General features: G+C 70.1%; 23 protein-coding genes and 1 tRNA gene. 9 read left to right on the top strand and 15 right to left on the bottom strand.

Annotated features, from left to right (window positions below):
- Nucleotides 1–42 precede the first annotated feature (42 nt).
- The 3 genes from G9Q41_RS19360 to G9Q41_RS19350 all read right to left on the bottom strand — a co-directional run bounded on the left by G9Q41_RS19360 (nucleotide 43) and on the right by G9Q41_RS19350 (nucleotide 1,786).
- Nucleotides 43–672 (bottom strand): hypothetical protein, encoded by a 630-nt coding sequence (locus G9Q41_RS19360; protein ID WP_092524690.1) that lies wholly within the window; start codon nucleotides 670–672, stop codon nucleotides 43–45.
- Between the two features lie 322 nt (nucleotides 673–994).
- Entirely contained in the window at nucleotides 995–1,462 is a 468-nt protein-coding gene (locus tag G9Q41_RS19355) for a RidA family protein (RefSeq protein WP_165633720.1), read from the bottom strand.
- A 168-nt stretch (nucleotides 1,463–1,630) separates the two neighbouring features.
- Complete coding sequence (locus G9Q41_RS19350; protein WP_092524685.1) at nucleotides 1,631–1,786, bottom strand: DUF4177 domain-containing protein; 156 nt, start codon at nucleotides 1,784–1,786, stop codon at nucleotides 1,631–1,633.
- A gap of 176 nt (nucleotides 1,787–1,962) precedes the next feature.
- On the opposite strand from G9Q41_RS19350, the gene G9Q41_RS19345 reads away from it, so the two are divergent.
- Entirely contained in the window at nucleotides 1,963–2,967 is a 1,005-nt protein-coding gene (locus G9Q41_RS19345) for an ArsA-related P-loop ATPase (protein WP_165633719.1), read from the top strand.
- Nucleotides 2,964–4,097, top strand: a complete 1,134-nt coding sequence (locus tag G9Q41_RS19340) for an ArsA family ATPase (protein ID WP_165633718.1) — start codon at nucleotides 2,964–2,966, stop codon at nucleotides 4,095–4,097. The genes G9Q41_RS19345 and G9Q41_RS19340 overlap by 4 nt, the downstream gene beginning before the upstream one ends.
- A 172-nt stretch (nucleotides 4,098–4,269) precedes the next feature.
- On the opposite strand, the gene G9Q41_RS19335 is transcribed toward G9Q41_RS19340, so the two are convergent.
- Entirely contained in the window at nucleotides 4,270–4,569 is a 300-nt protein-coding gene (locus G9Q41_RS19335) for a WhiB family transcriptional regulator (RefSeq protein WP_165633717.1), read from the bottom strand.
- 242 nt (nucleotides 4,570–4,811) lie between these two features.
- Between G9Q41_RS19335 and G9Q41_RS19330 the strand changes: the two genes are divergently transcribed.
- Together G9Q41_RS19330 and G9Q41_RS19325 are read left to right on the top strand one after the other, a co-directional pair.
- Nucleotides 4,812–7,190: a penicillin-binding protein gene (locus tag G9Q41_RS19330; RefSeq protein ID WP_165633716.1), complete on the top strand. Its 2,379-nt coding sequence runs from the start codon at nucleotides 4,812–4,814 to the stop codon at nucleotides 7,188–7,190.
- A gap of 230 nt (nucleotides 7,191–7,420) precedes the next feature.
- Nucleotides 7,421–8,176 (top strand): siderophore-interacting protein, encoded by a 756-nt coding sequence (locus tag G9Q41_RS19325; RefSeq protein ID WP_165633715.1) that lies wholly within the window; start codon nucleotides 7,421–7,423, stop codon nucleotides 8,174–8,176.
- 139 nt (nucleotides 8,177–8,315) lie between these two features.
- On the opposite strand, the gene G9Q41_RS19320 is transcribed toward G9Q41_RS19325, so the two are convergent.
- Entirely contained in the window at nucleotides 8,316–8,786 is a 471-nt protein-coding gene (locus tag G9Q41_RS19320; protein WP_092524675.1) for a GatB/YqeY domain-containing protein, read from the bottom strand.
- Nucleotides 8,787–8,889: 103 nt separating this feature from the next.
- Between G9Q41_RS19320 and G9Q41_RS19315 the strand changes: the two genes are divergently transcribed.
- Nucleotides 8,890–9,852: a metallophosphoesterase gene (locus tag G9Q41_RS19315; protein WP_092527680.1), complete on the top strand. Its 963-nt coding sequence runs from the start codon at nucleotides 8,890–8,892 to the stop codon at nucleotides 9,850–9,852.
- A 64-nt stretch (nucleotides 9,853–9,916) separates the two neighbouring features.
- Nucleotides 9,917–9,990: transfer RNA gene (locus G9Q41_RS19310), tRNA-Pro, on the top strand.
- A 165-nt stretch (nucleotides 9,991–10,155) separates the two neighbouring features.
- Here the strand turns inward: G9Q41_RS19310 and G9Q41_RS19305 are convergent.
- The gene (locus G9Q41_RS19305) at nucleotides 10,156–11,175 is read right to left on the bottom strand and encodes a glycoside hydrolase family 25 protein (RefSeq protein ID WP_165633714.1); all 1,020 of its coding nucleotides are present in this window, start codon (nucleotides 11,173–11,175) and stop codon (nucleotides 10,156–10,158) included.
- A 254-nt stretch (nucleotides 11,176–11,429) separates the two neighbouring features.
- Between G9Q41_RS19305 and G9Q41_RS19300 the strand changes: the two genes are divergently transcribed.
- The 3 genes from G9Q41_RS19300 (at nucleotide 11,430) to G9Q41_RS19290 (ending at nucleotide 14,995) form a co-directional block, all read left to right on the top strand.
- A complete protein-coding gene (locus tag G9Q41_RS19300) occupies nucleotides 11,430–13,277 on the top strand; it encodes a prolyl oligopeptidase family serine peptidase (protein WP_165633713.1) in 1,848 nt (615 codons plus the stop codon).
- Between the two features lie 105 nt (nucleotides 13,278–13,382).
- Nucleotides 13,383–14,303, top strand: coding sequence for a LysR family transcriptional regulator (locus G9Q41_RS19295; protein WP_092524670.1), 921 nt, complete (start codon nucleotides 13,383–13,385; stop codon nucleotides 14,301–14,303).
- 131 nt (nucleotides 14,304–14,434) lie between these two features.
- Nucleotides 14,435–14,995, top strand: coding sequence for a cysteine dioxygenase family protein (locus G9Q41_RS19290; protein WP_165633756.1), 561 nt, complete (start codon nucleotides 14,435–14,437; stop codon nucleotides 14,993–14,995).
- A gap of 22 nt (nucleotides 14,996–15,017) precedes the next feature.
- On the opposite strand, the gene murQ is transcribed toward G9Q41_RS19290, so the two are convergent.
- The 9 genes from murQ to G9Q41_RS19245 all read right to left on the bottom strand — a co-directional run bounded on the left by murQ (nucleotide 15,018) and on the right by G9Q41_RS19245 (nucleotide 25,469).
- Nucleotides 15,018–15,974 (bottom strand): N-acetylmuramic acid 6-phosphate etherase, encoded by a 957-nt coding sequence (gene murQ, locus G9Q41_RS19285; RefSeq protein ID WP_165633712.1) that lies wholly within the window; start codon nucleotides 15,972–15,974, stop codon nucleotides 15,018–15,020.
- On the bottom strand, nucleotides 15,971–16,900 hold the full coding sequence (locus G9Q41_RS19280; RefSeq protein WP_092524666.1) for a MurR/RpiR family transcriptional regulator: 930 nt from the start codon (nucleotides 16,898–16,900) through the stop codon (nucleotides 15,971–15,973). Before G9Q41_RS19280 ends, murQ begins: the two co-directional genes overlap by 4 nt.
- A 115-nt stretch (nucleotides 16,901–17,015) precedes the next feature.
- Nucleotides 17,016–17,849: a 23S ribosomal RNA methyltransferase Erm gene (gene erm, locus G9Q41_RS19275; protein WP_165633711.1), complete on the bottom strand. Its 834-nt coding sequence runs from the start codon at nucleotides 17,847–17,849 to the stop codon at nucleotides 17,016–17,018.
- A gap of 207 nt (nucleotides 17,850–18,056) precedes the next feature.
- Nucleotides 18,057–18,464, bottom strand: a complete 408-nt coding sequence (locus tag G9Q41_RS19270) for a DUF4440 domain-containing protein (protein WP_092524662.1) — start codon at nucleotides 18,462–18,464, stop codon at nucleotides 18,057–18,059.
- A complete protein-coding gene (locus G9Q41_RS19265) occupies nucleotides 18,461–18,853 on the bottom strand; it encodes a PPOX class F420-dependent oxidoreductase (protein ID WP_092524660.1) in 393 nt (130 codons plus the stop codon). Before G9Q41_RS19265 ends, G9Q41_RS19270 begins: the two co-directional genes overlap by 4 nt.
- 177 nt (nucleotides 18,854–19,030) lie before the next feature.
- The gene (locus tag G9Q41_RS19260; RefSeq protein WP_165633710.1) at nucleotides 19,031–20,779 is read right to left on the bottom strand and encodes a serine hydrolase domain-containing protein; all 1,749 of its coding nucleotides are present in this window, start codon (nucleotides 20,777–20,779) and stop codon (nucleotides 19,031–19,033) included.
- A 37-nt stretch (nucleotides 20,780–20,816) separates the two neighbouring features.
- The gene (locus tag G9Q41_RS19255; RefSeq protein ID WP_165633709.1) at nucleotides 20,817–22,103 is read right to left on the bottom strand and encodes a DUF1343 domain-containing protein; all 1,287 of its coding nucleotides are present in this window, start codon (nucleotides 22,101–22,103) and stop codon (nucleotides 20,817–20,819) included.
- A gap of 13 nt (nucleotides 22,104–22,116) precedes the next feature.
- Nucleotides 22,117–23,904 carry a glycoside hydrolase family 3 protein gene (locus G9Q41_RS19250; RefSeq protein ID WP_347567613.1) on the bottom strand — a complete coding sequence of 596 codons (1,788 nt, stop codon included), beginning with the start codon at nucleotides 23,902–23,904 and terminating at the stop codon, nucleotides 22,117–22,119.
- Between the two features lie 719 nt (nucleotides 23,905–24,623).
- Nucleotides 24,624–25,469, bottom strand: coding sequence for an HAD-IB family hydrolase (locus tag G9Q41_RS19245; RefSeq protein ID WP_165633708.1), 846 nt, complete (start codon nucleotides 25,467–25,469; stop codon nucleotides 24,624–24,626).
- Between the last annotated feature and the right edge of the window lie 492 nt (nucleotides 25,470–25,961).

Raw genomic sequence — 25,961 nt, 5'->3', positions numbered from 1 at the left:
TCTCCTTAATTCTGCGGGCGTGTCCTGTCCTGTTCCGCGCGGTCAGCTCTGGCCCACGAGTTCGCCGCTGCCCGTGCAGATCAGGTTCGACGCGGTGTGCGCTCGACTGTGGTAATCGGTGAGCTCGACGTCGGCGGGAAGCACCTCGACGAGCGGGGCGTGGTTGCCGAGGGCACGGAGGATTCGCTGGATCTCCCCCGTGAGTTCGACCGGGTCTCCGGAGGTGGTCACCAACACCACCCGGGCCGGTGAGTCTTCGTTCGTGGTGTCCCGTCGCCAGCTGCCGCGCACTTCGTGGACACCGGGGCGTCCTCTCAGGGAGGCGCCGAGCACGAGGGCTTCCGAGTCACCCTTGTCGTCGGTGGGCCCCGTCGCGCTGAACGAGTACCTCCCGGTGCCGGCTCCGCCGGGGAGCGGTTCGGCCGGAAGTATCGCGCCCACCGCCGCCGGATCGGCTCCGAGAGGTAGCAGGGCGTCGGAGAGCAGGCGGTGCTCCTCGTCGGTGAGCCCGATGCGTTCGCGCAGCAGGTGCTTGGGCAGGGAAACGGCGAGGACCTCCGCGGCGCCACCGGCCAGCCAGTCGCGGTAACGCCACAGTGAATCGCTCGGGATCCGGTCGGCGAGGTGGAGCAGCAGCTCGTGACACAACAGGCCGGTTTCGCGGTCGGTCACCTCTTGTCATCCCCTCCTGGGGCTCTCCCCAGCACGCTGCGTTGAATGATCACCCTCGCCGTACATCCGTACGGGTGATTTTCCTCCGGAAATCTCAGCGATCAACCCGCGACACGCGCGGGAGGATCACACACGGTTCACTGTAAGCAGGCTTGACCGAGTGTTCGCAGGGGAGGCACCTCACGGGGAGTCCTCCCCGCGCCACGAAGCGCCGTGCCCGCTGCCCCCCCGTCAGCGTATTCAGCGGGCCGGTAGTACGGGAGGCCGTGCGCCGTGTGGAAGCGGTTCCCCACCCCTTCGTGTGGCCACAGCCGCCCGTGGTTCACGCGGTGGTGTCGATTTCCGCGATCAGTTCGACTTCCACCGGTGCGCCGAGGGGGAGTTCCGCCACCCCCACGGCGGAGCGGGCGTGGGTGCCCGCGTCACCGAAGATCTCGCCGAGCAGCTCCGAGGCTCCGTTGAGCACCGCGGGCTGCGCGTTGAACCCCTCGGCCGAGGCGACGAAACCGACGACCTTGACCACGCCGGCCAGCGAGTCCAACCCCACGAGACCGTGCACGGCCGCGAGAGCGTTCAGCGTGCAGGTGCGCGCGAGTCGTTGCCCCGCATCCTGGTCCACCTCGGCGCCGAGCTTGCCCGTCGTGACCAGCTCGCCACCCACGATCGGGAGCTGGCCCGCCGTGTACACGTGATTCCCGTTGCGCACGGCAGGGGCGTAGGAGGCGACGGGACGGGCCACCTCGGGCAGCTCCACCCCGATCTCGGCCAGTCGCCGTGTCCACTTGCGCATTCGACAACCCAATCTCCTCCCCGAGGGGGCGTCTCCGCGCGGTACTCCGCGGTGCGAGGTGCCCCGCCGGGGCGGGGGACGGGACTTTTCGGCGCGACCCGGAAAGCCCGCGAAAAAACTACGACGGGAAACCCGCACGCCGAGCGGACCCGCCGTGCGGGTTGGCGGTCATTCCTTGGCGCGCTTCATGTAGGCGACCATCTGCTCACCGGTCGGGCCGGGCAGCACGGCGACGAGCTCCCAACCGTCCTCGCCCCACTGGTCGAGTATCTGCTTGGTCGCGTGACTGAGCAGCGGCACTGTCGAGTACTCCCACTTGGTCATGGCGCCACCCTACTAACCGAGGTCAGCTCCTGGTGACTCGCGTGGGTGGCCGCGTCGGAGCACGAAGCGGGGAAGCGAGGAGCACTCCCGGCGAACCGGTGCTCCGCGGAACCGACCGAGTGGTGTTTTGCCGCCGCGGGCGGACACGGCCCCCCGGGCGGGCCTAGGCTGATCGCGTGAGTTCTGAATGGGACCGCCAACTGGACCAGGCCAGGCTGCACTTCGTCAGCGGGAAGGGCGGCGCGGGCAAGACGACCGCGGCGGCCTCGCTCGCGCTGGCGCTCGCCACCGGAGGGCGCAGGGTGCTGCTGGTCGAGGTGGAGGGCAGGCAGGGGTTGGCGCAGCTGTTCGACACCCCGCCGCTGGAGTACTCGGAACGCAGGTTGGCCGCGGCCCCCGGCGGGGGCGAGGTGAAGGCGCTGGCGATCGAGGCGGAGGCGGCCCTGCTCGAGTACCTCGCCATGTACTACAGCCTCGGCTTCGCCGGTCGCACCCTGCGCAAGATGGGGGCCATCGAGTTCGCGACGACACTGGCCCCCGGGCTGCGCGACGTCCTGTTCACGGGAAAGCTCAAGGAGTGCGTGCGGCGCACCGACTCCAACGGGAGGTACAGCTACGACGCGGTGGTGGTCGACGCTCCCCCGACCGGCAGGATCGTCAAGTTCCTGGACGTCACCCGTGCGATGGCCGATCTGGCCCGGATGGGGCCGATCCACGGTCAGAGCGAGGACGTGGTAGCGCTGCTGCACTCCGCGGACACCGTGGTGCATCTGGTGACTCTGCCGGAGCAGCTGCCGGTCCGCGAGACCCTGGAGACGGTGGACGAGCTGGCCGCGGCCGACCTGCGGCCGGGGGCCGTGCTGCTCAACCGGTCCCGGCCCGCCCGACTGGCTACCCGCTCGGTATCGGCCGCGGCCGATGGCAGGGTGGACGCGAACCGGATCAGAGGCGGGCTGGAGTCGGCCGGACTGGACTGGGACGACGAAGTGCTCGACGGACTGGTCGCCGAGACGGTCGAGCACGCGACCAGGGCGAGCGCGGAACTCGCGGCACGGGAACAGCTCCACGGCACCGGTCTGCCCGCGCTCGAGCTGGCCGAGTACGTGGACGGGATCGATGTGGCCGCGCTGTACGAGTTGGCCGAGGAACTCGTCGCCCGCGGTGTCGGAGGAAACGGATGAACGAGCGGACCGGTCCCGAAAAGCTCGACATCGACGCGCTCGTCGACGACCCGGAAACCGGGATAGTGGTGTGCTGCGGCTCGGGAGGGGTCGGCAAGACCACGACGGCCGCGGCTCTCGGGATCAGGGCGGCCGCGCGCGGGCGCAAGGTCGTGGTGCTCACGATAGACCCGGCCCGCAGGCTGGCCCAGGCGCTGGGGACGGCCGAGTTGGACAACCGCCCGCGGCGCGTGGAGCTGAGCCCCGAGGTCCCGGGGGAGCTGCACGCCATGATGCTCGACATGCGCAGGACCTTCGACGACATGGTCCTGGCGCACGCCGGGCGCGAGCGGGCCAGGCAGATCCTGGACAACCCCTTCTACCAGACCGTGTCCACTTCGTTCTCCGGAACGCAGGAGTACATGGCCATGGAGAAGCTCGGTCAGCTGACCGCCGAGCAGGAGTGGGACCTGATCGTGGTGGACACGCCGCCGAGCAGATCCGCGCTGGACTTCCTGGACGCGCCCCAACGGCTCTCCACGATCCTGGACGGGAAGCTGATCAGGATGCTGGCCAGCCCGGCCCGGGCGGGCGGAAAGGGGATCCGCAGAATAGTCGGCGCGGGATTCGGCGTGTTCTCCAAGGCCGTCTCGACGGTCGTGGGACACCAGTTGCTTGCCGACGCGGCGGCTTTCGTGCAGGCCTTCGACTCGACCTTCGGCGGTTTCCGGGAACGCGCGGCCCACACCTACCGGCTGTTGCGCTCCCCGGGAACCAGGTTTCTCGTGGTGGCCTCGCCCGAGCCGGACGCGTTGCGCGAGGCCTCCTACTTCGTCGAACGGCTCTCGACGGACTCCATGCCACTGGCCGGTCTGGTGGCCAACCGCACGCATCCGGTGCTGGCCGATCTGCCCGCCGCTCGTGCCCTCTCCGCGGCGGAGGAGCTCGAGTCGGCGGGGAGCTCACCGCTGGCCGCCTCGGTGCTCCGGCTGCACGCGGACAGGGTCGCCGTGGCCGAGCGGGAGAAGAGGCTGTTGGCCAGGTTCACCCGGGCGCACCCTGAGGTGGAACTCGTCGGTGTTCCGGCCATGCCGCACGACGTGCACGACCTGGCCGGACTCACCGAGATCGGGGAGAGGTTGGCCGGCTGAGCCGGTCCTCGCGGCAACGCTTCCACGGCCGAGCCGGTCGGGCGGTGCTGCTCGGTCGGTCCGGTCGTCGGACGAGCGGCGCGGTCGCCTTCCTCGTCCCGATCGACCGGAACCGGCCACGCGAGAAGACCCGCCGACCCTCCGACGGAGACGGGCCTCCGATGGAGACGGGTCAGCCCAGTTGGTAGGCGTCACTCCTGGTGTAGTCCTCGCGAGCGGCTTCCAGCAGCTCACGCCAATTGCGCACGTCCGGGCGCCTGCGCAGCAGCGCCCGGCGTTCGCGTTCGGTCATCCCACCCCAGACTCCGAATTCGATTTTCTTGTCCAGTGCCTCGGCGAGGCACTCGGTGCGGACGGGGCATCCGAAGCAGATCGTGCGCGCCTTGCGCTGCTCCGCGCCCCGTACGAAAAGCTGGTCCGGGTTTTTGTCGCGGCATGCCGCGTTAACCCGCCAGTCCCCCTGTTCGAGCATCAAGCCCCCAGCTCCTCACTGGATCGTCGGCGACCGTGCGATCTCCGGGCCCCCGGCACCGGCTGTCGCAGCGCGCCCACGGCCCGCTACGACATCTCGTCGCTAGACGTGGACGCACACTAGGAGATCTCGGTTCCAAGGCCAACCGACTTTCGTGGGATTTTTCTTACGCACTCATCACATCGGGCGTTATTGACCGCGACAGCGAGTGACTTCCCCGCACACGTCCTACCGTGAGTGCTGTGCGGATTCGCAACGGCGTGCTCAAGCTGTTCGGTCTCTGTGTGCTGGCCGGCGTCCTGGTCGCCGGCATGTTGTTCCCCGCCGTGGGGTCACTGGGAGTGGTCTCGAACCGTGCCAGCGACGCGGTGAACAGGATCTCGACGGAGCTGCTCACCGAGCAACCACCCCTGGTGAGCACCATCACGGACCGGGCGGGCAACCCGATCGCTCACCTCTACGAGCAGTACCGCACGCCCGCGAGCTCCGACCAGATCGCGAACACGATGAAGGCGGCCATGGTCGCGATCGAGGACCAACGCTACTACGAGCACGAGGGCGTGGACTGGCCGGGAACGATGCGCGCCTTCGTCAGCAACCAGATGGCGGGCGAGATCACCCAGGGCGCTTCGACGATCACCCAGCAGTACGTGAAGAACTACCTGGTGCACGTGGACGCGGCCGGGGAGCCGGTCGAGCAGGCCGAGGCCAGCGAGCAGACCGTGGCGCGCAAGCTGCGCGAGATCCGCATCGCCCTGCAGCTGGAGAAACGGCTGAGCAAGGACGAGATCCTCACGCGCTACCTGAACGTGGTCCCCTACGGCAACCGGATCTACGGAGTCGCCGCTGCTTCGCAGGCCTACTTCGACACCACCCCGGACCAGCTCACCGTTCCGCAGGCGGCGCTGCTCGCCGGAGTGGTCAACCGACCGGGATCCCTGAACCCGGCCACGCAGCCAGAGGAGGCCAAGTACCGGCGCGACCTGGTCATCGACGCCATGGCCAAGCAGAACCGGATCTCGGCGGAGAGAGCCCGCGAGGCGAAGCAGGCCCCGCTCGGGATCGAGAAGCCGCTGGAGAAGTTGCCCAACGGTTGCGTGGGGGCGGGAGCCGAGAACGGCTTCTTCTGCAAGTACGTCGAGAACTACCTGCAGCGCGCCGGGTTCTCCCTCGACCAGGTGCGTCGCGGCGGTTACACGATACGCACCACGCTGGACCAGCGGATAACGGCGGCGGCGAAGGACTCCGCTGAGCAGGGGGTGCCCAAGGACAGCAAGCGGATCGCGAACGCGCTGTCCGTGGTGGAGCCGGGGCAGAACAAGCACCGCGTCCGGGCGCTGGTGGCCAACCGCGACTTCGGGTTCGACAAGCAGGAGGGGGAGAGCGCCTACGCGTTGCCCACCACGATGGTCCAGAAGGGGGCTGGGTCGGTGTACAAGACGTTCACGGCCGCGGCCGCTCTGGAGAACGGGATGGGGATAAACGACGTGATCCCGGCACCCTCCTCCTACACCTCGGCCAAGTTCAGCAACGGGACCAACCCCTACACGGTCGGAAACGCCGAAGGGGTCGGAGCGGGACCGCGCTCGATCAAGGAGGCGTTGTCCACCTCCCCGAACACGGCCTTCGTGATCCTCGAGGAACGCGCGGGGCTGAACAACACCGTCGACATGGCCGCGCGGCTGGGTATGCGTCGCACGCTCAAGAACCACGATCTGGCCGGGGTGCCGATGGCCTCCGAGCGAGCGCGTGACCGCACCCAGGCCGAGGAGATCAAGCAACGCAAGATCGGGGCGTTCACCCTCGGTTTCAGCCCCACCAGTCCGCTCGAGCTGTCCAACGTCTCCGCCACGATCATGAGCGGGGGGAAGTGGTGTCCGCCGACACCGATCAAGGAGATCACCGATCGGAACGGTAACCCCGTCTCCATCACCGAACCGCCCTGCGAGCAGGCAGTCGACCGGGAGCTGGCCGACGCGATGGCCCAGGGGATGTCGGACGACACCGTTTCCGGCACGGCGGCCAGAGCGGCGAGCTCGACGGGTTGGGACCGCCCCACGGCGGCCAAGACGGGAACCACCGAGACGTTCGCCTCCGCGGCGTTCATCGGGGCGACACCGCAGTTCGCGGGGGCGGCGCTGACGTTCATCGATCGTCCTCCGTCCTGGTCGGGGGCGGGGATCTGTCTGGGAGGAACCCCCTCGGTCTGCGGGGACGGCAACATCTACGGCGGCACGATCCCGGCCAAGACCTGGATGAGAGCGATGAAGAGCGCCCACGAGGGGCTGCCCGTCGAACAGTTGCCGACCACCACCGACCGCTACCGCAGCGGTGGCTCGGGCAAGCAGGTTCCCGAAGTCGTGGAGATGAAGGTCGAGAAGGCGGCGAAGAAGCTGCGCGATGCCGGCTACGAGGTGAAACGCCGCGAGGTCGACAGCAGGGAGCCCCAGGGGACGGTGATCGGTCAGTCCCCGCGCGGTGTGGTCTCCGGGGGGAAGCCGATCAACCTCTCGGTGAGTACCGGCTATGTCCCGCCACCGCGCACCGAGACCCGACGACCCGAGGCCGAGGCCGGGCGAGGTGAGAACAACGAGGGGGGCAGCGGTTCCGGGGGAGGCTGACCTCCCGCTCCCCGGCGGGGTTTCGTCGCCCCGGTCGGTGTGGGGGGGCCGAAACGGACTTCCGCGGCGCTGCCCCACACCACGCACGCAGCCCCGCACCGCCCGCTCCGGAAAAGGGGCGGTGAGCTGGTGCCGTCGAACGGGACTTCGCGTCGTCGCTCGGGGTGCGCGTGGGCTCGACGGTTCTACACTGGTTCGCCGTGACGAGTACACAACCAGGGAAGACGCCGGTGCGGTCCCGTTACAGGCAGCTGGAGGTCAGGGAGGTCGAGCGGCTCACGCCGAGAGTGGTGCGCGTGGTTCTCGGAGGCGAGGAGCTCGCGGACTTCGTCAGCAGCGGCACCGACCAGCGCATCAAGCTGTGCCTGCCTCGTCCCGGGATGCCCACCCCCTTGGGGGACAGCAGGGAAGAGGTGTTCGCCGCTCCCCGAGAGCAGCAGCCCAAGCAACGCACTTACACCGTTCGCTGGTTCGACGCCCGGCGCCGTGAACTCGCCGTCGATCTCGTACTGCACGAGCACGAGGCACCGGGGGCGAGCTGGGCGGCGAACGTCCGGGCCGGGGACCGGGTGGTCACGGTGGGCCCCAGTCCCTCCTACTACCCCGCCCCCGAGGCGGATCCGCTGGTGCTCGTCGGCGACGAGAGCGCCCTGCCCGCGATCACCGCGATCCTGGAGGAGCTGCCCGGCACGATCCCGGTCAAGGTGTTCGTCGAGGTGGCCGACTCCGCCGAGCGCGCGTACGTCCCCGCGGCGGCGCCGGGGGACTGGGCCTGGTTGTTCCGCGACACCGCTTCCGCGGACGGCACCGAGTCGCTTCCGGACGCGGTGAGCAGGGCGGACCTGGGGCCGAACCCTCACGTGTGGGTGGGCGCCGAGGCCGATGTCGTGCACCGCGTCCGGCGGTTCTGCGAAACGGAGCTCGGACTGGGGCGTTCCCGGCTGTACGCGTTGGCCTACTGGCGATCGAACCGCGCCGAACGGTGAGCCCGCCCTCCGGACGTGCTTCTCCCGTGGAAGCACCGCTGTCCGAGGGACGGGTCACCCGCCCACGGGACCGTGGGGCGCCACCCGCTCCGCCACGCGGAACGAGCCGGGACCGTCCGTCAGCTGCCGTCCGGTGCCGTCAGATGCCGAGCTCGGCCTTGACCGCGGCAGCGACCCGGCCGCCCTCGGCGCGGCCGGCGACCTTCGCGTTCGCGGTCTTCATGACCTGGCCCATCTGCTTCGGGCCCGGAGTGTCTCCGATCTCCTCGGCGACCTCCGAGACGGCTTCTCCGGCGATGCGGGCCAGCTCCTCGTCGTCGAGCTGAGCGGGGAGGTACTCCCGCAGGATCTCGCCCTCGGCACGTTCGGACGCGGCCTGGTCGGGGCGTTCGGCCGAGTCGAACGCCGCGGCGGACTCGTCGCGCTTCTTGACCTCCTTGGACAGCACCGCCCTGACTTCCTCGTCGGAGAGCTCCCGGGACTCCTTGCCCGACACCTCCTCTGCTCCGATGGCCGAGAGGGCCATTCGCAGCACCCCGGTACGCGTGGTTTCCCGCTGTTTGATCGCCGCGGTCAGATCGCTTCGCAGGCGTTCCTTCAACTCGGACATGCCCACGATTGTCCCGCGCCGCCCCGCAGTTCGGCACAGTAGTGCGCAGCGGCCTCCGCAGGCCGTCGCACGGGGCGGGGAAAAGCGCCGTAGGGTGGACGGTGTGAACACGCTCGGTCGGATTCTGCTTGCCACGGGGGCGCTGGGCGCCTCCACGCTCGGTTACGCGGCGGGGATCGAACGCAGGCACTGGACCCTGCGGAAGGCCACGTTGCCGGTGCTCGCGGAGGGAAGCCCCAGACTTCGCGTGCTGCACGTCTCCGATCTGCACATGACGCCGAACCAGCTGTCCAAGCAGCGCTGGGTGGCCGGCCTGGACGAGCTCGAACCGGACTTGGTGGTCAACACCGGTGACAACCTGGCCCACCCGCAGGCGGTCCCGGGGGTGCTGCGCGCCCTGGGGCCGTTGTTGGACCGTCCCGGCGTGTTCGTCTTCGGCAGCAACGACTACTACGCGCCGAAACCCAAGAATCCGGCCCGCTACCTGCTGCCCTCGGGGAAGAAGAAGCGCATCCGGGGCAACCCGCTGCCGTGGCGGGATCTGCGTGCGGCCATGACCGAGCGCGGTTGGGTGGATCTGACGCACCGGCGCAGCCACTTGAACGTGGGCGGGGTGCGCGTGCACGCGGCGGGTCTGGACGATCCGCACCTCAAGCGGGACCGCTACTCGGAGATCGAGGGCAGCCCCGCGGAGGACGTCCAGCTGGGGCTGGGAGTCACGCACTCCCCGGAGCCGCGGGTGCTGGACTCGTTCGACGGTGACGGATACGACCTGGTGCTAGCCGGGCACACCCACGGTGGTCAGCTCTGCCTGCCCGGTTTCGGGGCGATCGTGACCAACTGTGAGCTGGACCGCGCGCGGGCCAAGGGACCTTCCAGCTGGGGAGCGCACATGCGGTTGCACGTTTCGGCTGGTCTGGGGACTTCTCCGTACGCTCCCGTCCGGTTCGCCTGCCCGCCGGAGGCTTCGCTGCTGACGCTCGTTCCGCGCTCGGAAGGCGGCGGTTCGGAGGTGGTTCCGGGCTTGGAAGGGGCCCCCGTCGAGGACCGTGTGGGGATCAGATAGACTGTGAGTTGTCGGTCGGCGGCGGCTCCGTCGAAGGCCGAGGGTGAGTCCCGATGGGACGAGCCGGGGTGTAGCGCAGTTTGGGAGCGCGCCTCGTTCGGGTCGAGGAGGTCGTGGGTTCAAATCCCGCCACCCCGACGTTGAGTGATCCGGTTACCGAGTGCCAGGGCATTCGGTAACCGGATTTTTTCGTTTCGTGTGGCCGGCGGTTCGCTCGGTTGCAGCTCGCTCGGCTGTGCCGGGTGTGATACGCGACGGGTGCTATGCGCGAGTGGGGGGCTGCTCGCCTGTCCCGCGGGAGCGCTAGCTCTCGGAGCCCTCGCTGCTTTGCTCGGCCTTGTGCGGCGGTGCCGCGGAGGTGAGACGGGCCGTGACCGCGTCGACGACCTCCTCCCGGCGGGGATCTTCCGCGTCCAGCACCGAGTTCACCGCTTCGGCGATCACGGAGCGGAGCGCCTGCTCGTTCTCCGCCTGCTGGCCGTCTCCGCCCGCCGCGAGCTCGGCCGTGTTCTTGCCCTGGGCGAACTGCTGGTGGAGCTCGAAGGCGTGCTTGTCGATCCAGCGCGTGAAATCCACGAGGGTGAAGCGCTTTGATTGGTCCACATAAGACGGCCACCCCGTGAACTCTCCGGGCGTGCGGCTGGCCGTGAGTTGTTGCAGTATGTCGAACAGGGCGTTCCGTTCGTCGTCGCGCATGTCCTCTCCCTCCGAGGCGAGCAGGTTTTCCACGTCCTGACGGGTTCCCAGGTAGGCGTTGGCATCGACGGGGTTCTGCCCCGCGACCGTCGCCGAACTGGTGAATTGCAGAACGGCGACCTGGTTGCCGCCGTATCCGTTCCAGAAGTGCTCGGGGACGCGCTGGTAGATCTCGCTGGCGTAGCCGCCGCGGTTGTCGGGGTACCGGGACTTCCACAGGGGCGGGAATCCGGACAGGTCGGGGTTTCCGAGCTGCTGCCAGTACCACTCCGGCAGGTAGAGCAGCGGGGTTCGGAAACCGCGTCCGTGCAGCTCCTCGGTCAGCGCCCGGGTGAGCCGGGTCCCACCACCGCCGTCCTCGACGTCGAGGATGACGGGAACGTCGGTGGGCACGGTCGCGGCGATGTGATCGGCCTGCGCCGCGGCGGTGCTTCCTTCGCGCTGGTAGTGGTAGGCGGCGGTCAGCAGGCCGGCCGACCGTGCGGCCGCCAGGTTGTCCCGGAACCGCGGGTCGACGAAGCCGTCCCCTTCGGTGGCCTTGATGAACACGAACTCGAACGACTCGGCCCGAGCGCGGTGCATGTCGAACGGTCCCTGGTGATGCGAAACGTCGATCCCGTAGATCATTGTCACTCCACGTGTGTTCGCGGTGCGGAATCCGCGAGCGTTGCGGCCCCCTCGTGCTCTCGCTCTGCCCCGCCGGGTGGGTACGACGACGGCGGGTATCCGCTCGGTACGCCCGGGTGAGCACCAGCCCTTCGATCATCTCCCGGGGAGCTGCTCGGGACAATCAACCGACCGGATTGCATTCCCTCGCCTGGTCGAGCGACAACGCCTACCCAGTGCCCATCCCGTTGCCCCGATCGGGCAGGATCGGTGAGGTGAGCACGTATCCAGGCGCCAACATTCCGGAAAAACTGTTCGACGATCCGGACAAGGAGGCGCGCTGGCGCGCCCGATTCAGCGCTCCGCGCGTGTCGCTGCCGGACTGGGCCAGGGACGCACCCTGGCGGAGTCTGTACGTGTCGAACGTGAGCGGCACCTGGGAGCTCTACGCCTGGGACCGCTCCGCGGACACGCACCGTCAGGTCACCGACCGGTCGAACGGCACCTTCCACGGCACGCTCTCGGCCGACGGCACCCGCGTCTGGTGGTTCGACGACACCGACGGCGACGAGTTCGGCACCTGGAAGAGCGAACCGTTCGACGAGCGGGAAGCGGCAGGTGCCGAGAACCCGCTGCCCACCACGCACGCCGGCTACCCCGCGGGGCTGGAGCTCGGCTCGCGGGTGATCGCGCTGGGGATGTCCACCGACGACGGGGTGACCGTGTGGGTCTCCCGCGACGGCGAGACCCCGCGAGTGGTGTACCAGCACGAACAGGACGGCGGTCTGGCGACGTTGTCCTGGGACGAGAGCCTGCTGGTGCTGTCCCACTCCGAGCACGGCGACAGCCGTCACCCCGCTCTGCGGGTCCTGCGCACGGCGGACGGGTCCAGGCTCGCCGAGAAGTGGGACGGTTCGGGGCTGGGACTGGCCGCCCTGGACTTCGCCCCGGTCACCGGGGACACCCGGTTGCTGGTCTCGCACGAGCGGCGCGGACGCGAGGAACTGCTCGTCTGGGACGTGGCCACGGACACCGAGACCGAGCTCGATCTCGGTCTGCCGGGCGAGGTCTCCGCCGACTGGTACCCGGACGGCTCGGCGCTGCTGATCGCGCACACCCACCAGGCGCGCACGACGCTCCACCGCTACGACCTCGCCGACGGCACGCTCACGCCGCTGCCCACCTCGCAGGGGACCGTGGGCGGAGCTTCCGTCCGCCCGGACTTCTCGGTGGAGTACACCTGGTCCTCGGCCGCGGTCCCCGGTCGCGTGCGGGTGCTCTCCGCGGAGGGCACCGACAGCGTGCTGCTCACTCCGGGAGGTGAACGCGCTCCGGAGTCGAGGCCCGTCGAGGACGTGTTCGTGGAGATTCCCCACGGGCCCAACGACACCGTGCACGCCCTGGTCGCACGTCCGGAGGACGCGGGCGAGGGGCCGATGCCCGCGGTGTTCAACCTGCACGGTGGTCCGCACGCCGCCGATGAGGACCGTTTCTCGTCCTACCGCGCGGCGTGGCTGGAGGCGGGCTTCGCCGTGGTCGAGGTCAACTACCGCGGTTCGACCGGGTACGGATCGGCCTGGCGCGACTCCATCGAGGGCAGGCCCGGGCTCACCGAGCTGGAGGACGTCGCCCGGGTGCAGGACTGGGCCGTCAAGGACGGGCTGACCACTCCGGAGCTCAGCGTGGTCTCCGGCGCGTCCTGGGGCGGGTACCTGGCGCTGCTGGCCCTGGGCACCCAGCCGGACCGTTGGGCCGGTGGTGTGGCCGGGGTTCCGGTGGCCGATTACGTCTCCGCCTTCGCGGACGAGATGGAACCCCTCCGGGCCTACGACCGGGCGCTGTTCGGCGGCTCCCCCGAGGAGGTTCCCCAGGTCTACCGGGACTGCTCGCCGATCACCTACGTGGACGAGGTGCGTGCTCCCGTGCTGGTCCTGGCCGGGGACAACGATCCGCGGTGCCCGATACAGCAGGTGCTGAACTACCTGGACCGCCTGCAGCAGCGCGCGCACCCGTTCGAGTTCTACCGCTACGACGCGGGGCACGGTTCCCTCGTGATCGCGGAGACCCTGAGCCAGGTCGCCACCGAGATCCACTTCGCGCGCCGCGCAGTGGGGGTGGCCTGAGCGCTTCCCGCGCGGATCGTCCACCGGAGCGTCCGGCGCCGGGAGCGCGTCCCGGCCCGCCTCCGGTGGATGCCTTCCGGGTGAACCGGCTCGTATCCTGCGAGGATGGTAGATCCCCGCTATATCGGCGTGTTCCACGCCGTCGTGCGCAACGGGTCCTACACGGCTGCGGCGCGCAGCCTCGGTTACAGCCAGCCCGCCGTCAGTCAGCAGATGCGGGCGCTGGAGCGGAGCCTGGACACTCCGCTGTTCCTCCGCGCCGGAGGCGGGCTGGAGCTCACCGAGGCGGGCCGGATCCTCGCGGCGCACGCCGAGTCGGTCGTCGGTGACCTGACCGCGGCGGGCAACAAGATCGCCGCGGTGCGCGAGCTCCGCAGCGGCAACATCCGGCTCTGCGCCTTCCCCAGTGCGAGCGCGACCCTGGTCCCCCGGGCGGTGGCCCGGGCCACCGAGCGACACCCGGACCTGCGCATCAGCCTCAGCGAGGCCGAGCCTCCCGATTCCCTGGAGGCCCTCCGCCGGGGCGACTGCGACGTGGCCCTGGCGTTCAGCTACCCGGACACCGCGGAACCGCGCGGTGAGGAGATCGTGGGCAAGGCAGTGCTGGACGATCCGCTGGTCGCGGTGCTGCCCACCGGGCACGAACTCGCCGAGCGCGAGTCGGTCGAACTGGCCGAGCTGGCGGGACAGCGCTGGATCGCGGGCTGCCCCCGGTGCAGGGAGCACTTCACCCGGGCGTGCTCAGCGGCCGGATTCGAACCGGACATCGCCTTCACCACCGATGACAACCTCGCGGTGCAGGGGCTGGTCGCGGCGGGGGTGGGAATAGCAGTGATGCCCGCGCTGGTGCTGTCCTTCCTGCGTCACCCGAACGTGGTGGGCAGGCGGGTCGCCGGGCTCGAGCACCGGCGCGTGACCGCCTACGCGCTGCGGGAGCAGCACCGGATCCCGGCCACCGCTTCGATGCTGGAGATCTTCGGCGAGGTGGGCACGGAGATGAGCCTCGGGGACAACTCCCAGTTATAGGCAAAATTGCGCTCCGGCAGGACCGGAAGCGCCCGCGCATCGTGCGGCTATAAGTCGGAGTTGGCCCCCACCCAAGAATCCGGTGGTCGACGGGACCACGGACCGCTGGGCATGGTTCGAGTATGACCACCATGCGGACCGGACATCGGAATCAGGGCCTGGCCGAGCTGGCCGACGCGATTCGCGACTGCGTGCGCCCCGGGCACAGCCAGGCGCACACCGCCGAACTGGTCAGGCAGGCGCTGCGCCCGTTCCTCGGAGTTCCCGGGCTGCTCAGCGAGGACCAGCGCAGGGGAGATCCGGAGCGGTACCTGCAGCACGTGCTGCACGTGGAACCGGACGCGAGCTTCTCCATCGTGGCGCTGGTCTGGTTGCCCGGTCAGCAGACACCGATCCACGACCACGTCGCCTGGTGCGTCACCGGTGTCTACCAGGGCGCGGAAAGCGAGCAGCACTACGAGCTGCGGGAGTCGCCCGAGGACGGTCCTCACCTGGTCCCGGGGGCGCTCGTGACCAACCACCAGGGGCAGGCCTGCGGCTTCGCCCCTCCCGGAGACATCCACCTCGTCCGCAACTGCGGGCGGGACACCGCGATCTCGCTGCACGTCTACGGAGCCGACATCGGCGAGCTGGGGACCAGCGTGCGCAGGACCTACGAGCTGCCCGTCCGCTCGGAGGGAACCGCGGGCTGAAGCGAGGTCCCGCGCTCGGTCCTCACGAGCCCAGCGCGCGCAGGGCCTGCCGCACGTGCCCGTCCGAACGGTTCAGGGCGGCGGCCGCCTCGGTCACCTCCACCCCGCCGAGCAGGTGCACCAGGGCCGTCTTGAGGTCGCCGTCCGCCTCGTGCAGCGCCGACTCGCACTCCGGCCACGCGGCCCCGGTCGCCTCCTGCAGGATCCGCACGGTGCGCGTGCGCAGCTTCGCGTTCGTGGCCACCACGCTGACCATCAGGTTGGAGTAGGTACGCCCCAGCCGGACCATCACGGCGGTGGAGAAGGACGTCAGCACCAGTTTCTGCGCGGTGCCCGCCTTCATCCGCGTGGAACCCGTGAGCGGTTCCGCTCCGGTGTCCACGGTGACGGCCACGTCGACGGCCTGCAGGCGGGAGCGATTCGGGTTGGACGAGATCAGGACCGTCGAGGCCCCCAAACCGTGCGCGGCCTCCAGCGCCCCCAGCACGTAGGGGGTGCTCCCGGAGGCGGCCAGGCCGATCACGACGTCGGACCCCGTGGCCGTCCGCTCAACGGAGTCGGCTCCGGCCGCGGAGTCGTCCTCGGCGTTCTCCACGGAGCTCCACACGGCCGAGCTGCCACCGGCCAGGTGCACCACGAACCACTCCGGAGGGACGTTGTAGGTCGGTACCAGCTCGGCCGCGTCCAGCACGGCGAGCCGTCCCGAGGTGCCCGCCCCGACGTAGTGCACCCGACCACCGGCACGCAGCGCGTCCACGGCCAGGTCCACCGCGTGCGCGAGCTCGGGAAGCGCTTCGCCCACGGCCTCCGGTACGGAGCGGTCCTCGGAGTTGAGCCGGTGCAGCAGCTCCAGCGTGCCCAGCCGGTCCATGTCGGTGGTTCGCGGGTTCACGAGCTCGGTCGGGGAGCGTTCCGCAGCTGCGTCCGCCGCGGAGCCCCGCCCACCGGCGGAGGAGCGTCGCGCCTCGTGGTGGTTCACCGGTGTTCCTCCCGTTGTCTGCGCCTGTCGGGACGCACCTGCAGGCGGTGCCCGCCGACCGCTCTGGAAGTGGCCTGCAGGGCTTGCCTGGCGTCCTCCAGGTGACGCTGGGCCACCCCGACGAACAGGCAGTCGATCACGGTGAGCTGGGCGATCCTGCTGGCCATCGCCCCCGACCGGTAGGTGGTCTCCCTGGCCGCCGTCGTGAGCACCAGGTCGGCCGTCTCGGTGACGGGGGAGCGCTCGAAGTTGGTGATGGCGGCCGTGGTCGCCCCGCGGGTGCGGGCCTCCCGCAGGATCTCGACCGTTTCCGTGGTGGCTCCCGTGTGCGAGACCCCGATGGCCACGTCCCCCTCGCGCAGCAGCGCGGCCGAGGTGAGCGCGTTGTGCGTGTCGGGCCACGCGAAACACGTCAGGCCTATGCGGTGCAGCTTCTGCTGCAGGTCGAGGGCGACGAATCCGCTGGCGCCGACGCCGTAGACGTCGATGCGCCCGGCTCCGGACACGGCGTCGATCAGCGGGGCCAGGGCGTTCGTGTCGAGCTGTCCCGTGGTCTCCTCGACCGCTCGCGCGTCCGCGTAGCCGATCTTGTCGACGATCTGGGTGAGGTCGTCCTCCTCGGAGATGTCGCTGCCCAGGTCCCGGTCCCGGCTGGTGGTGCGCGCCGTGTCCGCAGCGAGCGCTATCCGCAGCTCGGGATATCCGGTCACCCCGACGGCCTTGCAGAATCGGGTGACCGTGGTCTCGCTGGTCTCGGCCGCTTCGGCCACCTCGGTGATGCTGCGGTGGGCGATCGAGGACGGGTCGGCGAGTACGATCCGCGCCACACGTTGCTCGGCGCGTGCCAGCCCGGGCAGCAGGGAGCGGATCCGCACGAGTGGGCTGTGCTCGCCGGACTCGGAACCCGCTTCGTCGAGTGTGCCCATGTGGGAAAGTTACTAACATCACTGTTGGGCGGTCAAACGCCGCTCCGCCCCTCCGGAGCGCCGGCGGCGTCGCCGGGGCGGGAACGCCCACCCCGGCGAGCCACGTTCGCCCCGATCAGGGGGTTCGGTCGCGGGGCCCGCGGCTTTTCCGCGCGGGCCCCGAGCACAGCCGCCACAACTGCGCCCACTGCTCGGCCGTCAGGTCCTTCGGCAGCGCGTCGGGCGGTATCCCCAGGTCACGCAGCCGATGCGCGGCACCGGCTCCGTTCAGCAGACCGGTGCGCACCAGAATCCGCAGCAGCCCGCGCCCGGGGCCGGTGAACACCCGCTTGACGAAGCGCTGGTACGCCTCCCGCTCGGTCACCAGCGCACGCGGGCGGCGGTGCACCGTGATCAGACCGGCGTCCACGGAGGGGACCGGGCGGAAGGACCGCGCGGGGACGCGGGAGTGTAGCTCGAACTCGTACCACGGCCACCAGCTGGCGGTGAGCATGCTGGCACCGCCGACACCGGCGCGGCGACGCGCGACCTCCCACTGGACCAGCAGCACGGCCGTTCGCCAGTGCTCCGCGGCGAGGACCCGCCGCAGTATGGGAGTGGTCAGGTGGAACGGCAGGTTTCCCACCAGCGTGTGGGGGTGCCGGGGAAACCGGAAGCGCAGGACGTCCTCCCGAACGACGCGCACGTTGTCCGGTGTGCGCTGTTCGAGTCGGCCCGCGTGCCGTGGATCCAGCTCCACGGCGGTTATCGGCCTTCCCGACTCGCCGAGCGGAACGGTGACCGCTCCACCGCCGGGACACAGCTCCACTATCGGATCCGGTGCCGACTCGGTCAGCCGCGTGATGGTGTCGATCGTCGCCTCGTCGACGAGGAAGTTCTGACCCAGTTCGTGCGGGCCGCCCTGGTGCGCGGCGGCAGCAGTGTACGAGCGAGAACGTCGCTTGGACATGGAGAAACTCCGCTGAAGACGTTTCGGAGCCGGTCGGCCGAGGAGAGGGCCGGACCGGCGATTGCTCCGAAAGGCGGCGGAGCCGAGAGAAGAAGGGATCAGCCCGCCGCCGTCAGCGGCGGGGCCTGATGTAGAAGCAGCTCAGGTGATGTGCGAACACACCGTGCAGAGTAGCAGTGCGGCCAACCGGTTTTCGGCGGTTCGCGCTCAGCGGGGTGTTCCCTGGTGGTGGCGCAGGCGCCACCCCGCGCTGGTGCGTACCCACACCGAGCTGCGCGGGGTGGTCTCGTCGTTCCGGCGAGCGGTGCAGGTCAGCAGGACCACGTCCGGGGGCAGTCGTGCCGGTCGGAAGTCGTCGGCGGTGAGCCCCTCGGCCGTGGCCGAGGTGGCTTCGGTGACCGTGGTCGGGGCCCACCACCGTCCCGAGGCCCCGATCTCGGAGAAGTCCTCGTGCAGCAATCTCCGCACTGCGGCGGGATCGCCGCGCACGGCCGGATCCAGCAGTGCGATCTCGTGCGCGACGACCGCGTCGAGGTCCGGGTCCGTGCGGCGATCGTATTCGGCGCCTCCGCCCGACGTTCTCCGCGCGGGAGGATCGTGCGGGACGGCCCTCACATCCGCGTGGAGTGCTCCGGCTCGATGTAGAGGATGACCCGGTGATCGCCCGGCTGGTGGTACGGGTACTCGTCGGCGTCCATGTACTTCTTCGCCAGCTTGTTGATGAAGGTGTTGTCCGGGTCGTCCTCCACCCGGGTGACCTTTCCGCGGATCTCGATGTAGCGGTAGGGCTGTTCGGGGTCCAGCGCGGAAAGAGCCACCCGCGGTTCCCGCTGCAGGTTGCGGTACTTCTGGCGGGTGGTGGTCTGGCTGAACTTGACGTACTGGCCGTCCCAGTCGATCCACACCGGGCTCGACTGCGGTTCCCCCTTCGGACCGGTCGTGGCGATGTGGGCGAACGAACGCTTGTTCAGGATGTCCTCGAGATCCTGCGGAACCACGGACACGGTGTTCTCCCTTCCGTTGTGCCAACGCCTGGAATCGACCCCGAGATTACCCGAGGTAGTCGACCGAAGCCGCAACGAAATCGCCGGTGGGTCGCTATTCGTCATCGGGACACCCGGTCGCGGGACAGCGGGAGGGCGCGCCGGTGAGCCTCCCTTCGGTCGAGACGGGCCCACCGGTCAGCGCTGGGCGACCAGGAAACCCGAACCGGTGAGACCGCTCGGGTCCGCTTCCCCGTCGAACAGCGTCTCCCCTCCGGAGGAGAGCTTGATCCCGTCCAGGTACACGCCCCGTCCCACGTAGCGCTCGTCCGGGGAGAAGCGCCAGCGCACCAGCAGCGAGTCCGACTCGCCACCGGGGACCGTGCCGCGCACCCTCCACCAGGAGCGGTGCCCGGAACCGGCCAGCTCGGTGACCGGGCCGCGCGGGGCCCCGCGGCCGCGCACGTGCAGCGGGACGGACCGCCAGCTCTCCCCGCCGTCCCGGCTGTACTCGAGCCGGAGCGGGTCGGCCCCGTCAGTGTCGCGCTGGGTGTCCACGAAGGCGTCGAAGGACACCCGCACTCGCCCGGTGGCCCGCACCCGCTCGGTGGTGAGCGTGGCCTCGTCTTCCGTGCTGCCGCCGCCGGTGAACCAGGCGGTCGGCCCGTGACGTGGTTCCACGGACATCGAACGGGCCAGTCCCTCGGCCAGCTCGACGCGGGCCGGATTGTTCGATCCCCACTCCCGCGAGGGATGCACCCGATTGGTGAGCAGCACGGCCATCGAGCGCGAGGCCGGGTCGAGCACGATCGAGGTCCCCGTGTAGCCGGTGTGCCCCGCCGTGCGTGGCCCGGTCAACCCGGCCATGTACCAGCGCTGCTGCAGCTCGAACCCCAGGCCGTGGGAGTGCTCGGGGAACTCGCCGTTGTAGTCGGTCAGCATCAGCTCGACGCTGCGCTCCCGCAGTATCCGCGCGCCCCCGTAGCTGCCTCCGTTCAGGACGGCCTGCCCGAGCACGGCCAGGTCCCGCGCGGTGGAGAAGATCCCCGCGTGCCCGGCCACGCCTCCGAGCGACCACGCGTTCTCGTCGTGCACCCTGCCGCGCAGCATCCCGCGCGAGGGCTGCCGCTGGTACTCCGTGGCCGCGATCCGGTCCACTTCGGAACGCGGGGGGAGGTAGCCGGTGTCCCGCATGCCCAGCGGCTCCGTTATCCGCTCCCGCACCACCCGATCCAGCGACTTGCCGGACACCCGCTCGACCAGCTCACCGAGCACGATCATGTTCGGGTCCGAGTAGTTGTAGCTGCTGCCCGGCTCGTTCACCGGCTCCAGGTTCATCACGTGGGGGATGCGTTCCGCGGCGGGCAGCTCCCACAGGCGCACCACGGACTGCAGCCCCGAGGTGTGGGTCAGCAGCTGGCGCACGGTTATCCCGGACTTGCCGTGGTTGCCGAACTCGGGCAGGTACCGCGCCGCGGGCTCCTCCAGCTCCACCCGTCCCCGCTCGACCTGCTGGAGAACGGCGATCGAGGTGAACAGCTTGGTCATCGAGGCGATGTCGAAGATGGTCGAGGTCTCGGCCCGCTCGCGCTCCTCGGGGGGAAGTTCGGTTCCCGCGGCGTCGGAGTAGCGCAGCTCGTAGCCTGCGGCCTCGTGGCTGACCACCCGGCCGTTGTGCGCCACCAGGCTCACGGCCCCGCCGTACATCGGGCGCTGTCGTCCGGGAACCTCCTCGGTCCAGTCGGCGATCTTGCGGTTGGCCTCGACGAGCGGCCACGGGGCCAGCCCGGCCTCCCGCGGGGACGAGTCGCGCAACCGGGTGTCGACCGGGGCGAAGCCCTCCTTCGGCAGGTCGAACCTTCCTTCCGCACCGGTGGTGGAGGAGGCCGCGCAGGTGGTCGCGGTCAACATCGAAACCAGCACCGTCGCCAACATCGGCTTGCGCATCTCCACCTCGCCGGATCTCGGTTTCGCCCGTCCCGTTTCAGCGGTACAGCAGGTACGGCTCCCGCGCGCGGCGGAACTCGTCGAGCTCGGCACGCCAGGCCCCCACGACCTCGGCGGTGTCCGCGCCCCGGTCGACCATCCTCCGCAGCCGGTCCGAGCCGGTGAGCCGGTCTATCCAGTTGTCCGCGCGCCAGCCGAACACGTCCGGGTAAAGCCGTTTGGCGTGCACGATCATGGCCACTGCCGTGCGGATCGCGTCGAAGTCCCCGCTGCCGGTGCGGTGGAGCCGCACCCCACCGCACGTGGAGCCCTCGTGCTTGGAGAAGGTCGGCACGAAGTAGGTCTCGTTGAAGAACACCCCGGCGAGTCCCGCGGAGTTGAGCTGCTCGGCCCACCGCCAGTCGATCCCCGGGGCCCCGATCGTCTCGAAGGGGCGGGTAGTGCCTCTGCCCTCCGAGAGAACCGTTCCCTCGAACATCCCCGTGCCCGGATAGACCGCAGCGGTGTCCGGAGTGGGCATGTTGGGACTGGGGGCGATCCAGGGCAGCCCCGTGTCGGCGAAGCCCAGCTCCCGCGACCAGCCGCGTGCCCGGACCACTTCCAGTCGCGGCAGGCGCGCGTTCTCGTCCCGCGGCAGGAACTCCGCGTCGAACATGCGCGCCAGCTCCCCGACGGTCATGCCGTGCTGCTGGGCGACGGGAAGTTCGCCGACCCCGGAGGCGAACCCCGGATCCAGCACCGGGCCGAGCGCGGAGCCGCCGAGCGGGTTCGGCCTGTCCAGCACGGTGAAGGGGACCTCGGTGCGCACGGCGGCCCGCATCGCCGTGTACATGGTCCAGATGTAGGTGTAGAACCGCGCTCCCACGTCGGCTATGTCGAAGACCAGGTGCCGCACCCCGGAGTCGCGCAGCATTCCGGCCAGTCCGCCGACGTCGGCACCGTAGGTGTCGTAGACCGGGATCCCGGTGCGCGGGTCGGTGTGGTCGCCCTCGGAGCCCCCGGCCTGCGCGGTTCCCCTGAACCCGTGCTCGGGGCCGAACACCGCGGCCGTGGTGACCCCCGCTGCGGAGTGCATGTCGTCGACGATGTGCGGAAGTCCGGCTCGGGGCTCCGAGAGCGCGGAGGTGGGGTTCGCGATCACTCCGACCGGGGTTCCGCGCAGCCTGCGCCACCCCTCGGCGGCCAGCACGTCGGCGCCGGTGCGCACTCGCCCGTCCGGAGCGCGCCTTCGCTCGGCGGCGGCGCTCGAGGCCCCGCCCACTCCGAGCACGGGTGCGGTGACCGCCGAGGAGAGCAGAAACCTCCTGCGGTCCAACTCGCTCATGCCGCTGAACACCTCACCAGGTCACTCCGTGACCGAACGGGTAACGATCCTTGCCGGGACGCAGCGGGTCGGGGACAGGCACCGGGAGTTTGCCCACGGGCGCGACCTCGCCGAACAGCACCCGTGCCAGCGATTCCAGGGACACGGTGCGGTGCGAGTAGGTGGCCAACCACGTGCGCACCTGCTCGGCGTAGGCGGCGTCGTAGGGATCGCGCACGGCCACGGCGATCACCGGGGTGCGCGTCCCGCCCAGCGAACGCAGCAGGTCGCGCTGAGCCGAGTTGGACTCCTTCCAGGCCGCGTTGGTCAGCACGATCACCGCTTCGTGCTGCTGGGCCAGGGAAGTCACCCGCTCGACGGTCCCGCTGTCGGGCGAGGAGCCCGTCGGAAGGGCTTCCGCGCGCGGGCCGCGCTTGCGCACCAGCCGGGCGAGTTCCGCCACCGCGTCCGTCCCCCAGCCGGTGACCAGCACGTCGCGCGGTCGTTCGCGCAGTGGAAGCAGCCCGGAGTCGTTGCGCAGCACGGTGACGGTGGAGTCGGTGATCCGACGCGCCCGGTGAGCGTTCCGCTCGCTGCCGACCACGCGTCCGACCGCGTTCGGGTCCACCAGCGGGTCGTCGAGCAGACCGCGCCGCTCCTTCATCCGCAGGATTCGCGTCACGCTGCGATCGACGTCCCGCTCGGACAGCTCGCCCGAGCGCACCGCCGCGACGACGGACTCGATGGCGGAGCCCAGGTCGCGTGGCATCAGCAGCTGATCCGCCCCGGCGCGGAACGCCAGCACCGACACCGGTTCGTTCGGGTGCAGTTCGAGCACCCCTTCCATGCGCAGCGAGTCGGTGACCACCACCCCCGCGAAGCCGAGCTCCTCGCGGAGCATGCCGGTGAGGATCTCGCGGGAGAGGGTGGCCGGTTCTCCGGAGTCGTCGAGCCGGGGGAACTTGATGTGAGCCGTCATCACCGAGTCCGTTCCCGCCGCGATGGCTGCTCGGAAGGGCGGGGCGTCCAGCCGCCTCCACTGCTCCGCGGTGTGGTCGACCACGGGCAGCGCGGTGTGGCTGTCCACGGAGGTGTCCCCGTGGCCGGGGAAGTGCTTGACGGTCGCGGAGACGGTGTTCGCGGCGGATCCGAAGTCCTGGTGACCGCGCACCTGGGCACGGGTCAACCCGGCGACGAGCTCCGGATCGGAGCCGAACGAGCGCACCCCGATCACCGGGTTCTCCGGGTCGACGTTGACGTCGCCGACGGGGGCGAAGTTCTGGGTGATGCCCATGGCACGCAGCTCCCGCCCGGTCACGTCCGCGGCCTGCGCGGCCCGGTGCGGGTCGCGCGCGGCCCCGAGAGCCATGTTGCCCGGCAGCGCGGTCGCCGGCTCGCCGATGCGGGTGACCGCTCCCTGCTCCTGGTCGGTCGCGATGGTCAGCGGAATCCCCGCGCCCGAGTCCAGCGCGGTTCGTTGGAGGTCGTTGGACAGCTCCGCGATCTGCCGCGGTTCCCGCAGGCTGTCGGTCCAGGAGAAGTGGATGACCCCGCCGAGCTGGAACTCGCGCACCACCTCGGCGGGAGTGTCGACTCCGTAGTCCTCCCGGTTGCCCGGATGGGGGGCGTCGGCGGTGGCGCCGTGGGCGACGGTGACGAAAAGCTGCCCCACCTTCTGGCGCAACGACATGGCCGCGACGATGCTGCTCACCCGGTCGGGGGTGGACTCGTCCGCGGAGCGCTCCGCCGGAGCGGACTCCGCCCCGGCGGAGGTCCGGTCCGCGCGGGGCGGGGAGGTCCCGGTGCTGTTCGTCGATCGCACGGATCCCAGTGTCACGGTTCCGAACGCCGCTGCCAGCAGGTGGCGTCGGCCTAACATCCAGGGCACGGTGACCTCCCGGTTACCGCGACCGGACCCGCGCCGCACCGCCGTGGCCGATCTCGGCGTGTGGCCCTCGGTCGCAACTGTTCCACCGGATACCCGGTCGGATTCGTAAGCTACCCACGGAGGATCGGGCGGTCAACGCTACGCGCCGGAACGATCACTCGGAGTGCCGCGTAGCGGGCAGGAACGAGTGCACGGGATTTCACTCGGAGGGAGCATCGGAGTGTTGCCCGGGACTCGGAGTGTTGCCCGGGACGAGGGGAGCGGCGCGAACGACGGCGCCCGCCGGTTCGACCGACGGGCGCCGCCCCCTGGCGCGAACTTGCGGGGTACCAAGCGCGTTCTCGTCGTCGTATCCTGCGGGCTCGGCGTCCGGCGTCCCGGTGACGCAACCCTGAGAACGACCTTGCCTTTATTCAGCGGCTGCGCGTGGGTTCCCGCCATCGCGCACGGAGCCCTGTGGAGGACGTTGTTTCTCCTCCACAACGTCCCTGTTCAGGGGTCCGTACTTCCTTTGTAGGCCGTGATGCGCGTCACCGCAAGGTCTGCGGCGAATTTTCGCTCCACTCGTTCCCGGTGGGCACGCGGTCCGGCCTGCGCGGGGGAGCGGTCGGTCCCGTCGGGCGGGCACCGTGCCGGATCGCTCGCCTCCGGAGTCACCTGTAGCGGTGCTTGCGCTGGCGGTGCCACAGTCCGTACCAGGCCGCTCCGGCGGCCGCGGCGCCGACACCCACCGCAGCGGCCGTGACCGTGGTGGCCGAGGGGGTGGGGAACCGGGCCCGCAAGGAGACCGGGTTCTCGAAGGCCAGCGAGGGCCACCCGCGCTGCACGGCTTCCTTGCGCAGTTCGCGGTCGGGGTTGATCACCGTCGGATGCCCCACCAGCTCCAGCATCGGCAGGTCGGCGGTCGAGTCCGAGTAAGCGTGGCAGCGGGAGAGCTCGTGACCGTGGCGCCGGCCCGTCTCCGCGATCGCACCGGCCTTGGCGTTCCCGGAGCAGTGGAACTCCAGCTCCCCCGTGTAGCGCCCGTCCTCGACGCGCATCCGGCTTCCGGTCCAGTCCGTGGCGCCCAGCATTCTCGCCATGGGGGCCACGAACTCCTCCCCGGAGGAGGAGACCAGCACCACGTCGTCGCCGCGCTCCCGGTGCTCGGAGATGAGCTGTACGGCCTCCTTGTAGACGAGCGGGTCGACGATGTCGTGCAGGGTCTCCTCCACGATCGCGTCGACCTGCTCCACGTCCCAGCCCGCGCACAGCGAGGTCAGGTGCGCGCGCATCCGCTCGAGCTGGTCGGCGTCCGCGCCGGCCAGCATGAACAGGAACTGCGCGTAGGTGCTTTTGAGCACGGCTCGGCGGTTGATGAGACCTTCCTGGAAGAACGGTCTGCTGAAGGCGAGCGTGCTCGACCGCGCGACAACCGTCCTGTCCAGCTCGAAGTAGGCCGCGGTGCCGGCTGTCGTTTCGTGGGGAGAGGCCTCGGGGTCGGTCACGAGTCCCAGCATAGGAGTCCTGCCGGCGACGGGCTCTGTTTCGTCGGCGGAGTGGTTCGACGGGCAGTGAGGGGGCGCCGTCCGGCGCGGGAAGCCGAATGCGCCCTGCCCCGGGGTTTCCCCGGGCGAGGTCCAGGCTCTCGGGTGAGTGCGTTGCGTGGTTTTTCCTCACCTGTTTGGACTATTGCGAGCTTCGTTTGAGTGAGAGTTATTCCTCCTAATGGACGCAACGCGTCCACTGGAGAGGGAGCGATACAGTGGGGAGGTCCGGTGCACCGGATAGTTCAGCCCGACCCCCCGGGGCTGAACCAGGATGGCCCCCGTCCCTCCCCCCTGGCGGGGGCCATCCCTCACCGAAGGACCGGCCCGAAATCCGCTGGGAACCGCTGTCGGCGGCCTAATTCGGCGCGCCGGGCCGCGCTGATCGGAGCCGACTCCGGTCAGCGGAGTCCCCGGTCATCGAAGTCCCCAGTAGTCGGAGTTGTCCACAACTCGCGATCTTCC

The organism is Actinopolyspora sp. BKK2 (genome assembly GCF_011291845.1).
Classification (GTDB): Bacteria; Actinomycetota; Actinomycetes; order Mycobacteriales; family Pseudonocardiaceae; genus Actinopolyspora; species Actinopolyspora saharensis.
Note: the sequence above shows the minus strand (reverse complement) of the source record. Positions and strands in the feature narration are given on the sequence as shown.